This window comes from Chlorogloeopsis sp. ULAP02 (assembly GCF_038404745.2).
Classification (GTDB): Bacteria; Cyanobacteriota; Cyanobacteriia; order Cyanobacteriales; family Nostocaceae; genus Chlorogloeopsis.
Genome location: NZ_JAYKTT020000009.1, coordinates 1 through 11,835, shown reverse-complemented (window position 1 = coordinate 11,835; position 11,835 = coordinate 1). Strand labels below are relative to the sequence as shown.

At 40.4% G+C, this 11,835-nt stretch carries 11 protein-coding genes; 1 reads left to right on the top strand and 10 read right to left on the bottom strand.

Going from position 1 to position 11,835, the window contains the following annotated elements:
- The 10 genes from U2718_RS06040 to U2718_RS05995 all read right to left on the bottom strand — a co-directional run bounded on the left by U2718_RS06040 (position 1) and on the right by U2718_RS05995 (position 10,549).
- Entirely contained in the window at positions 1–684 is a 684-nt protein-coding gene (locus U2718_RS06040; RefSeq protein ID WP_341997785.1) for an acetyltransferase, read from the bottom strand.
- Between the two features lies 1 nt (position 685).
- Entirely contained in the window at positions 686–1,441 is a 756-nt protein-coding gene (locus U2718_RS06035) for a hypothetical protein (RefSeq protein ID WP_341997783.1), read from the bottom strand.
- A gap of 27 nt (positions 1,442–1,468) precedes the next feature.
- Positions 1,469–1,867 carry a tetratricopeptide repeat protein gene (locus tag U2718_RS06030; RefSeq protein ID WP_341997781.1) on the bottom strand — a complete coding sequence of 133 codons (399 nt, stop codon included), beginning with the start codon at positions 1,865–1,867 and terminating at the stop codon, positions 1,469–1,471.
- Between the two features lie 153 nt (positions 1,868–2,020).
- Complete coding sequence (locus U2718_RS06025; RefSeq protein ID WP_341998097.1) at positions 2,021–2,383, bottom strand: DUF2887 domain-containing protein; 363 nt, start codon at positions 2,381–2,383, stop codon at positions 2,021–2,023.
- Positions 2,371–2,472 (bottom strand): DUF2887 domain-containing protein, encoded by a 102-nt coding sequence (locus U2718_RS06020; RefSeq protein WP_341998095.1) that lies wholly within the window; start codon positions 2,470–2,472, stop codon positions 2,371–2,373. Before U2718_RS06020 ends, U2718_RS06025 begins: the two co-directional genes overlap by 13 nt.
- A 104-nt stretch (positions 2,473–2,576) precedes the next feature.
- The gene (locus tag U2718_RS06015; protein WP_341997779.1) at positions 2,577–6,614 is read right to left on the bottom strand and encodes a DUF2157 domain-containing protein; all 4,038 of its coding nucleotides are present in this window, start codon (positions 6,612–6,614) and stop codon (positions 2,577–2,579) included.
- Positions 6,615–6,811: 197 nt separating this feature from the next.
- Positions 6,812–8,254 (bottom strand): deoxyribodipyrimidine photo-lyase, 8-HDF type, encoded by a 1,443-nt coding sequence (locus U2718_RS06010; protein WP_341997777.1) that lies wholly within the window; start codon positions 8,252–8,254, stop codon positions 6,812–6,814.
- Positions 8,255–8,488: 234 nt separating this feature from the next.
- Entirely contained in the window at positions 8,489–8,848 is a 360-nt protein-coding gene (locus U2718_RS06005; protein ID WP_341997775.1) for a hypothetical protein, read from the bottom strand.
- Positions 8,849–9,253: 405 nt separating this feature from the next.
- Positions 9,254–10,120, bottom strand: coding sequence for an SGNH/GDSL hydrolase family protein (locus U2718_RS06000; protein WP_341997773.1), 867 nt, complete (start codon positions 10,118–10,120; stop codon positions 9,254–9,256).
- Between the two features lie 183 nt (positions 10,121–10,303).
- Positions 10,304–10,549, bottom strand: coding sequence for a hypothetical protein (locus U2718_RS05995; protein WP_341997771.1), 246 nt, complete (start codon positions 10,547–10,549; stop codon positions 10,304–10,306).
- 298 nt (positions 10,550–10,847) lie between these two features.
- On the opposite strand from U2718_RS05995, the gene U2718_RS05990 reads away from it, so the two are divergent.
- On the top strand, positions 10,848–11,825 hold the full coding sequence (locus tag U2718_RS05990; RefSeq protein WP_341997769.1) for an aromatic ring-hydroxylating dioxygenase subunit alpha: 978 nt from the start codon (positions 10,848–10,850) through the stop codon (positions 11,823–11,825).
- Positions 11,826–11,835: the final 10 nt, after the last annotated feature.

Here is an 11,835-nt window from a genome sequence, read left to right as displayed (position 1 = left end):
TTAATCCTTGATTTTGAAGAACTCTAGAGTACTGACCTTTGTAGGATCAATCTTTGCCGGACGGTATACCAATCCTTCTGGCACATCTTTGGTGATAACAATACCGGGGCCTATCCAGCAATCTTTACCAATTTTTACATTATTACTAATAGTAGAATTAACGCCCAAGAAGCAATTTTCACCTATCTCTACAAATCCAGAAATTACTACATGAGAAGAAATAAAACAATTCTTGTGAATGAAAGAATGGTGACCTATATGATTTCCGCTCCACAAAATTACATTATCTTCTAACTGAACAAACGGCTGAACTACATTGCCTTCAAAAATAAAACAATGCTCCCCAATTTGTACATTTTGCCAAACAAAAGCTCTGCTACTGATGTAACTGGCAAGCTCAAACCCTTTTTGCTTGGCTTCAAAGCATAATCTCGACCTCAATCTATTAACCTGCGTATAGACAGTTGCTACAAATATTTGGTGTTCGTTAGGATTGTAAACTTTTTCTAAAGATTCAAAGGGAGTAACGGGTAAACCAAATAATTTATCTCTATTAAGAAATTCTTGTTCTACGCTAAAAGCTACGACTTCATAGTCGGAATCATAGGTAAAGTACTCGTAGGCAATTTCAGCGAAAGCACTATCGCCAACAATAATCAATTTTTTGCTGTTTAGTAAAGTCATTTTAAGGTTTCTTAATTAGGATATCTTCGCGCCTATTCGCCATAGGTAAATCATTTCTTTGAGGGAGAATATAAGCATCAAATCCTTGGTTTCTTGCTCGGTGAATTAAAGATAAAATTACTGCATCATCAATCTGATGATGCTCAATTTTATTAAAGGTTACTTCTGGAATCTCCTGAGTGCTAGTAAATTCTTGATGGAATTTTATGCCTGCTGGGCTACTGAAGAAACGTTTTCTCTTAGATATATTTGGAATATCCCCAATCAACATTTCTCCACCGTGAGTCATTAGTTCAAGGGACTTATCGAGGAAATTCCAGATATTAGACTCTACAAAGATGTAATGAAATACACTGTAGGCTATGATTACATCAACACTTTTACGGTACTCATTGAATAACTCTTGACAATAAGGATAATAACCAGGGATTTTTTGAATAAAGTTTTTATCTGGTAGAATTGATAGCATTTCTGGGGAGTCTACCCAGATTAATTTGTGATTATTTTTTTCGCAAATATCAACCAGTATAATTGGCAATTCACTACATCCTGGCCCGATGTCTAAAACAACTTTATTCTCTGAGTTCAATAAAGTTGTTTTTGCGATAATATCCTCAAAAATAAATTGTTCTTTACCCTCTCGATAAGAATTGGGAAAACCTATTTTTTCATAGCAACTAAGCGAAGGATCATTTGCCATTTTTCTAAAATCATCAAAGGAAAGATTTAAAAATCTTGTGTATTCACTGTTTTTCATAACTAAATTTTTTTGACTAATTTTGAATCAGCGATCGCCTTTCCCTAATTCTTTCTTCAACTGCTCCAAATGCATTTTGTAATCCTGCCTTTCAGGACTCAATTTCACCAACTTTTCCAAAGGAGCGATCGCACCCTTGCCATCCTGCAACTGTAACCGTATTTTTACTAACCCCTCCAAAGCTACTCGGTTTTCAGGTTCTCTTTGTAACACCGATTCAAATCCCTGTGCTTGCTGCTGTAATGATGGCGCAGCAGACGCAACTTGAGCTTGTGGTGGATTCTGAATAGCCTGTACTAGTGCAGAAATTGCTGCAAAGCCTGTAGAACCAAAGAAAGACACAAAGGATATCCAGGTTACTATCTTTTTTCGCCGCTCTAGCTGTTTGCGACGGGCAATCATGTATTCTTCCCCAGAACCAGCCATATTTGAATGTTTGCTGCGGATAAATACTTAAGTATCAGCAATCCTCCTGTTATAAAAGTACCCACTCTTATCCCAGAACTATCATCTATGACTAAAAATTTTTCACACCAAGTTCATAAGCCTGTTCTGAATGTGAAGATTAACAGGCTGCGTCTACGTAGGTTTAACGGTTTGGGTAATTGCGTCTGTGATTTGCTGTTTGGCAAAATTAATTAACTCTCTAGCTTTTTCAGCTGCACCCGATTCTGGCTCTATAACTAATTTAACTGTACTAACACCTATAGACTGTTGTGCCGATGAATCTAATTCATCCAGGTAGATACGTCTGATTCTTCCTGATGTTAGTAATTCAATGTAGCGTTCTGTTTCTGCCACATCAATACTACGAGTTGGATAAACTACAACCCCAAACCAATTGTTGGTAAGTTCGGTTTTGTCAAGGTAAAGAAATATTTCTGTAAATAAGCGAGAATAGAAGTTTTTATCTGGTTGAAATTGGACTTCTACGAAGTATATGGGGATGAGACATTACTTTTAGGGAGAAAAACGCCATCAATGCGGAAAGCGAGTTGTTTGACTTCAACCGATGAGAATTGGTAAGCGATCGCTGTTTCAGGTGGTTCGTCAATCGGTTCATCGTATCTGTTTTCACATTGCTCGATATGGGGTTTGTGCCATAGCTTTTGATTTTACTTGGTAGTTGATGTTTTCACTGCCAATCTTGAAACTTATCGCTAGTACTACGAAGTATAGAACTGAGTTGGGCGCGACGGGTTTCAAAGTTAGCGGCAATAGAAATGAGGATAATACCCACTACTAAGCCAACCAGCCATTTGAAGAATGGGTAGCGCAAGCTAAAAATGATTAATTGGTAAAAGGCTGTGATGAAAAAGGTGGCTGTACCAACGTAAAGAAAAGCCCGTACTCGCAAACCTAATCCGGCAAAAATCGCAATCAAACTAAAAATTCCTGGTATCAGGGCTATGTCTTGATGGAATAAAATCGCCCAACCACAAATCAAACCACTAGCAAGTAAACGCCAGTAATGACGGTATGCTTTCATGTCTGGTAGTTTCAATTGGGGATCGAATTGGGCAATATATAATAACGATAAGCTGATCGCACTCACGTACCATAAAGCATCTGTTAAACCCAAGTCATCAAACCAGCGAAAAACTGCCCAATTAATTAATGCCACACTCATGTATGTGACGCGGAATTGATTGCTCATCTTTGCTAAGAACACATAAAACGCAGCGGTTAATAGCAAAGTAATTGAGTAAATTTGCAGTCTGGTTTCCCACAAAAGTACCAACGGTAAGATGTATGCGGCTGTTTGCCAAGGGCGTTTCGACCAACCCCAACTTTCCCACGGTAAAATGTAAAGAAAATAGGCAACTACACAGGCGATCGCAGCATTCCAAGGTACAAGCGCACCCGCAAATAACTGTCCTACAGCCGTCTCGCGCCAATAAATCCTCATTGCAGCTACTTCGAGCAAGCCAAGATAAACCCAGATTTCGTCGGGTGTCAAAATTGATGCAAAGAATTCTCCCCTCCCCGCGTCCCCGCGTCCCCGCGTCCCCGTGTCTTCTCTCTTTGCGTCACCGCGTCTGGTTGTCTCCGTGTCTCTTCCTTGAAAGATGGCATAACGAATCAAAAATATACCTGCTCCTAAACCTAGAAGGCGGTTAACTTGAATCGGTGCTGCGATCGCTGCTATTAATAAAAAGCTACTCCAAGCCCAGTGCAGATGAGCTACTATTTTTAGTTCTTTGGTACTTAAGCGCAAATAGTTACTTAACCAAGGTGAGAGGATGCGATAGGCATACATCATGCTTGTACCCAAAGCAGACATGGCAATTAAACCATCACCCCATGCTCCGCCTGAGGCTTGTAACATTTGATAGAACAATAGTTCATAGGCAGAAATCGATATGCCAACAAGCCCCAGGTAAACAAGAGGTTTAAATTCCTGGCGACGCCGCCCGACTCCGATCGCTATTAAAGCTACGCCCAAAGAAGCCAAACCTGTCCATTTGGTAAAGGTGTTTAAACGCAGTACTAAACTGAAGCCACCATACATGAGTGGGAGGATGTGAAAGCTGCTCGGTAACCTTTCTAAGCGGTGTCGCCTTTGCCACCACTCGCCAAAAAGCTGAGTTATTAAACCTAAACCAATGTTTGCGATCGCTATTTGGATAATTGAAGGTTTGCTAAAGCCAAGTACCTCAGCGGTTAGTAATTCCAAACACCAACCAATGCCATAAAAGGCAAAATTTGTTGCCTCTCCCCAACTGCGATAAACAATTGCCCCCAATGTAATGGCACCAGCAGCTAAATATAATAATCCTGGGGTGGCAAGCTGCATATAAACCAACACAGAATGCAACGTTAAACTCAATAACTCTACGCCGCATAATGCGATCGCCCACTTATCTGTTGCATCTGCATAGATACTTGCTAATTCGTTCCTTGTTTGTCGCAGTAGTTTCCGAGTTAGCCATAAACCCAGGATAGCGATCGCTCCTACTACAAACCACCCCTGTATTGCTAGCTTTGGAAAGCCAGGTACACCCTCCCACAGCAGGGTACCAATAGTACTGAGAACAAATCCTAATGTAATTACTGCATATGCTTTATGTCGTAAATAGTTAGTGTTCACGAACATTAAAGCAGCAGCAACAGCTAAACTGATTAATCTGAAATGGAGTAGCGGTAAAGTGAGCAATTGGGAAAACCCTAATGCCACAACACTCAAGATACTATTAGTGGTGCGTTTTTCTCCAGAACTGCGACTTGCAATTCCTGTTAGAGTTATAGGGGTAATTAACCAAATTAGTCCCCAATTAGCATTAGTCGCACCATAATTTCTCCAAGCTAAATCAGCATTTACCCAAAGTAAAAGGAAACTAATTATAGCTAGCCCTAAACCAATATGCCAGGCACTACGCCGCCACCAGCGATCGCCAATGCTAAATAGCCACTCTCCTACCATTAGGGCTAACAAAATCATTGCCCAGTGTTCATTACGCAAGCTGGGGAAGAACCAATCAACTATCGAGCAAAACGTTAGTACTCCCGTAATGTGAGTGAGATATATTAAGGTGGGAAGGTTTGTTGACGAAGGGACAGACAACCTCCCCGCGTCTTTGCGTCTTTGGCTCTCCGCGTCTTCTTCTCTACGCCGCTGAGTGACGATTGCCAGAGTTACTGTAGAAAAAAGTAAGTTTAGCGATCGCAGTACAGGATTTACCAGAGCGATTGTAGTTAATACACAAGCAAAAAATAGAGTTAGTAGTTCGCCAAACTTAGCTACTTCCCTTCTACCAACATGATGCAGCAATTCTGTCAGCGCAACCATCAAAATGAGGTAGGGAAATAAAGCAATACTTAGTAATGCCCAAGCTTGATTTTGAGAATTGGTGAGTTGAGTAGCAATGGCGATCGCCCATTTTTGTAACTCATAAGGTACTAACCGCCAACCCAACCAAATCGTCTCTAAGCCAATAACAAAAATGGCAGCAAAATCAGGTTGGAGATTGTATCGCTGCAAGCGACTGCTAAAAAACCATAAACTCAAACCACTAACAGCTATCGCTTGCCAAGGATGAGTTATTACCGAAACCAACCAACCAAGGAATAAAAGAATACCACCGAGTAATTGCCAAGGCACAGAAAGACGTAAAGAAGCGTTTTGTAGAGACGCGTCATGGCGCGTCTCTACACCTTCTGTTCTTGATACTGCCAACCAAGCCACCAACCAACCGCAAATGCCAATAGCTAACCCTAATTGCGTAATATCTACGCGGGCAACAAAAATCCCCCTAACTAACAACACTAGTAAGGCATAAATCACTATAGAGGCAGGTAAGCTCATGCCTAATCCACTCTGCCTGTTTCTTTGACGTGCCAAACGAGTTTGATAAACGATAATAAGACTAGTTCCCACTACCGCCAAATAAAGAGCAATTAAGGGAAAACCTGATAATTTCCAACCCCAATGCAGATAACTTAATCCGAGAATATTTACCAGACGGAAATTTTCATGAGGCAAATGAGCAGCAAAAAATCGACTTTTGCTAATTAAAACTGTAATCGCGGTGAGGCAAAAAGAAGCGATCGCTACTACAATCCAGTTCACAGGATTTTGCCACAGCCCAAAGCTATCTATTGCCCAAAAGTTCACTGGTACTAACAAAAGTGTGACTGTTAGCAATGTCTGTGTCGTTAGTCTGAGATTACTCTGTTTACCTGTCCAAAAACTCAACCCCCAGAAACTGAGAGTATAAGCGAACAAAACGCTATACTGTCCCGCTGCCGGAAACTTCTCCCACTGGCTAGCAGCGAGTACTCCAGAAGACAGCACTACTAGAAATACACCCAAAAACAGCAGCCAACGCACGCTCAATTCTGATAGCAATGACTGCAATATTTCTGTGAAAAGATTGGGTTTAGCCAACTGTGGTGACGGCTTTTGTTTTCCAGGAACAACAGATGGTTGTCCAGAGTTGGAAATGACAGTTGATTTTTCTGCTATCCTCTGGGAAACTCCTAGCACGTCTACAGATTCAACACGAGGTTCTAATCTGACGCTACAAACAAGAAACTCTCGGCATAGTTGCCTCACTTGAGCATCGGATATTAACCCCAAACTTAGCCAGATATCGAGTCCTTGTAATAACTGTGGATGGTGCGATGGTAACCTGACTTCAATTTTGATAGAGCGCTCAAGTGGAGAAGACATAAAATAGCAGCCCTAAAGCTTGTTACTTAAATCATCAGTTTCTTTAAGCGTCTTTATACTCTATTTGTGCCACTTATTCCGCCGACTGCTGTTAATTTTTGTTGACATCTCTTTTCAAAGTAGACATCCAATTTTTATCGAGCAGACGGCAGAAAACAAACATCACAAGAAATTTAAAAATTTCTACTGTTAAATAATTAACCCAAGGGCTGAATTTTTTGCTGTTGATAAAACTCTTTAAACTGCTTTTGTTGTTTTTTGTGCTCCACAATGGGGGCAGGATAATCAACAGCCTGACGTTCTAAAGGTGTAATATTACCAGTTACTAAATATTCTGTATCTATAGAACGCAATTCGGGAAGCCACTGGCGAATATATTCCGCATCTGGATCGAATTTTTGTGCTTGACTGGCAGGATTGAAAATACGTAAAGGTTTAGGATCCATGCCACTAGAAGCACTCCACTGCCAACCACCATTATTTGCAGATAAATCACCATCAATTAGTTTCTGCATGAAATATTTTTCTCCTAATTGGGGATTAATCAGCAAGTCTTTAGTTAAAAAGCTAGCGACAATCATTCGACAACGGTTATGCATCCAACCAAGTTCATTGAGCTGACGCATGGCTGCATCAACAATAGGATAGCCAGTTCTACCTTCGCACCAAGCTTGAAAGTGTTCTACATTGCTTTGCCAAGGAAAGTTTTTGAAGGTGTCGCGATAAGCACCTTCTGCTAGTTCTGGAAAATGATACATGGCGTGTTGATAAAACTCGCGCCATGCTAATTCTTGTTGCCAAGTGCGGATGCTAGCTTCTGTTTCTTCACTGCGGCTATTTTCTAGGGCTTGTTGTGTAGCTTGCCAAACAGTACGAATGCCGATCGCACCAAATTTTAAAGCTGCACTCAATCTGGATGTACCGTCAGTTCCTGGAAAGTTCCGCTGCTGTTGATATTCATCAATCGCGTGGGCGCAAAATTCCTCTAAACGTTCTTGTGCTGCCGCTTCTCCTGCTGCAATCACTAATTCCCCATCCCAAATAAATCCTAATTCTTGAGCTGAAGGTAATTCAATCACTCCAGCAACCTTTGCTTTTTCCTTTTCTGTTTCTGTTAATCCCTCCACATTCTCTAAGGTTTCGACTGGATTTGCTTTCGCTTTGTTACTCCAATTTTTCCAAAAGGGAGTGTAAACAGTGTAGGGTTGATTGGAACCAGTGCGGATTTCTTCGGGTGAATGCAGCAGTTGATCCCAGTTTTTCTCTAGAAACTCGATATCTTTTTCTTTCAACGCCTCTATTACAGCGCGATCGCGTTTTTGAGAATAGGGTTCTACATCCCAATTCCAAAACACAGCCTTTGCATCTAATGCCGCAGCCAATGCTGGAATGGCTTGCGTAGGGTTGGCGTGAAGTATTAATAACTGGCTACCAGCTTGAGTATATCGCTCCTGAAGTGCCTGCAAGCAACCTATCATGTAAGTCACTCGCACTGGAGCCACATCATCTCGTTCCAAAATATTCGGATCGAGGCAAAACACACCCACAACTTTTGCACTCCGCCGCTGCGCAGCAGCAAGCCCTGTATTGTCAGAAATGCGTAAATCGCGCCGATGCCAAAACAGAATTAAGTCAGACATTAAATTTTATTTTTAGTTCGCTTGTACTAGATTAGAGCTAATAGTAGCAATTAGTATCTGTCTATTGAAAAAATTTTCCCGTTAAGTAGAAGGCAGTAGACGCGTAGTGGCTACTTGCACCAAGTCGCTTTGCGCAAGAGCGCAGGTAGGCAGAAGGGCAGAAGAGCACAGGGACAATGCCCAATTCCCGATACCAGTCCCCAATCACTAGTACCTAGTACACTTTTAGCCTAATTAAAATTGCGTAACTGTCACGTTAACACCAGAATCCAGTTGTTTGGGGGGCTTGAAATAATCAATTTGTTGGGTGTTTTGAGGGGTTTGGTTATTTTTTTTATTTTCGCATTCCTTTAAGATCCGAGCTGGATCTGTAATTAACTCAATAATATTTTGACATTCCTGCTGGCGGATTACCGATATTGAGCGTCCGGATTGTTGTAGATTATTGTTTCGATAGATGACATTACCCCAGCTACTGTTAATTGTGACAGGTTGAGTTACTAAAGAAGCGGCGCGATCGCTTGAACTTCTAACAGTAGGAATATTCGCTGGGTTGGCGTAAGCAGTTGCGTTGACACCAAACAGTGTAATCATAGCGAACAAATTTAGGAGCAAGCATTTCATAAAATTACATCTCTCAAAATTAATTGGATACATAATATGAATTTTGGCTTCTAACACCTAAAGGTGCATCAGGGTAACTATCTGCATCCAAATTAACCATCACATTTTTAACTACAGCCTGCTAAAATTTGATTCCAGTACAGAGTCTCGGTTGTGTGATTACGTTACAGGTAAAGTCATAGTAGCAATACTACTCTTATACTCCCAGAATTATAGTGCGATCGCACAATTTAAGGGAGGTAGGGTGTGTTTTCACATCCCAATAGCCTTCAAGCTAGAGCCCGTGGAGGCAGGCTCAAAATTTTGTGTTTGCACAGCATAGGAATTCTGTATCTAAGTTTTTCTTTAATTATGGGGAAGTTCTGAGTATAAAAGTTAATATGTAATCTTCAGTTCTTTTAGAGCTGCTTCTGCTAATATGCGATGAGCAACAGTAGTCGGATGAATATCATCCCAGAACAGGAATTTGTCCGGGTTGTCACAAACAGCAAAATTGTTCACACAAGGACTTGTCACATTTGTAAAACCAAATTTGGCTGGATTTGCGATCGCTTCTCGATACAATAAACTAACATCCAGTTCAATCAAGTGAGTATCATTGTCTAACTTTTGGCTCAGAAAATTCAGAGATTTAGCCAACTCACGATTATGAACGCTCGTCACAGAACTAAGACTACTAGAATAGGGGCTATTTCTTGTGGCTGGAAGCTTGCCTAAATCTGGTAAATTCGCTATCAATATATTTTTAGCTCCTGCTGTAACCAGAGACTGAATTGCATTTGATAAATTGGAAATTGAAGCATGAGAATCGGTAGCACCTGAAAGGTAATCATTTGCACCTGCCCATAAAATATAAAGAGCATTAGGATTGACCTTTTGATGAGCGTTCGTCAAACTATAAACTTGCGCTAATACACCTGGAATCTCATTAACAGTGCTGTTTAGTGTAGTTGCGCCACCATAGGCAAAGTTATTAATTTGCTGATGATTTAGTCCTAAATTAGAGCTAAGATATTCTACCCAAATAGGGCCATTAGAATAGCGTCCTTGAAAGTAGGGAGGGCTAGGAGGAGAAACTCGTCCAGTATTCTTAAATTTATTTCCAATATCAGAGAGACTATCACCAAATATATAAAGTTCATTAATTTTATCAGAGTAATTCAAGCCCTGTGTATGAGATGCAAGTACAACCATAATTAAAGTTGAGAAAGTAAGCGCTAATAAAAAAATTTGTTTTTTCATTATTCAAGTTTATTATTATCAAAATTATAAAGCCCTCTTCCTATAGAATGGATGAGGGCTATTACCCCGAATTTAAATTGCTAAATATATTTTATATATTTTACTAGTTTTGGTACGAAGTTTGTTCAATTAGCGTTCCTCCTTTGACAAAATTTGCCTTTAATTACTAAAACTAAAAGCAGACTAAATTGTAGCAGAACGAATTGAATAACTTGATTGTGCAAAGTTTTTGAGTTGTTGTTTAAGTTTATTTGGAAGGCAATGAAAAGCACGACCTTGCCATCCCTTTGCTTTTTGATATTCTAAATGTCCGCAGTACTTATCTCCTTTATGAATATGCCAACCCCAGTTAGCTGGAATTACCTCATATTCACTTAAAGTTTGAGTTAAATAAAGCGTTAGCTGCTCTAGGTTATGTTGAGGTTTCATGGTTGTTTAGAAATTTCAGTTTTTATATAGAAAGAACGCAAGATTTTTTGTTTGTAGGTCAATATTCTCTTAAATATCAGCTCCTTGACCCCCTTCTTGAGAGTTATTTAGTTAGCTACTTGAGAAGGATTTACTAACAAATTTTACGCATGGGCTTTCACCAGAAGTATGAGGCGATCGCTGTGCTTTGCCAGGAACTTCAGGCTGAAAGTCTCTTAACAAACCTTAAGAGTGCCTTGATAGCTTTTCCACAAAATACTTATGATATGAGTATTTGGCTTGATGGGTGTCAATACTCATGATGCAAGACCAAATATTGCTGAATGATTGGCATGTAATAGGGCGATCACAAGACTTCCAACCTGGAACAGTCTTACGTAAACGCTTATTAGGCAAGGATTTAGTGCTGTGGCACAATGGTAATCAAGTCCTAGCTTGGCAAGACTTTTGTCCTCATCGAGGCGCTCGTCTTTCCCTGGGATGGGTAAATAAAGATACTTTAGTCTGTCCTTACCACGGTTTAGTCTTTAATAGCGAGGGTAAATGTGTTTTAGTTCCGGCTAATCCAGATCAACCACCACCTACACGAGCTTGTGTTCAAACTTACCAAGTTCAAGAACGTTACGATCTGCTCTGGGTTTGTCTGGGAACACCGCACAAAGACATAGCTCTGTTTTCTGAGTGGGATGATCCGATCTATCGTAAGATTTTTTGTGGCCCCTATCACTACCACTCTAGCCCTTTACGGGCGCTAGAAAATTTTATCGATCCGGCACACTTCCCAATTATGCATTCAGGATTATTTGCTCATGCCAGTCGTCCTGAATTGACGCATTATGAATTAGAGTCTTTCTCAGATGGGATTAGTTTCAAATGTGGTTTGTGGGAACTAGATTTTAATTCGGGTAATCCTCTTGAAGCACCATTAATTTTCAATACTTACGATTACCGCATTTTACGTCCGCTAGTTGCATATTTTAAACTAGGGCCTGGAGAACATCGTTTGAATGTCTTCTATACGATCACGCCAATTGATGAAGAGGAGTGTGTAGCGCAGTATTGGTTAGCAATCAATAGCGCCCGTGAAATTCCAGTGGAAGTTTATCTAGATGTTCAAAATAAAGTTGCTAGTCAAGATATAGCTATTGTCGAGTCTCAGCAACCCCGACGCTTACCTCTAGACTTACAAGCAGAAGTACATTTACCAAGCGATCGCTATTCACTTGCGTACCGTAAGTGGCTCAAGCAACAGGGTGTTACCTTTGGTGCCATCTAATTACTTGATT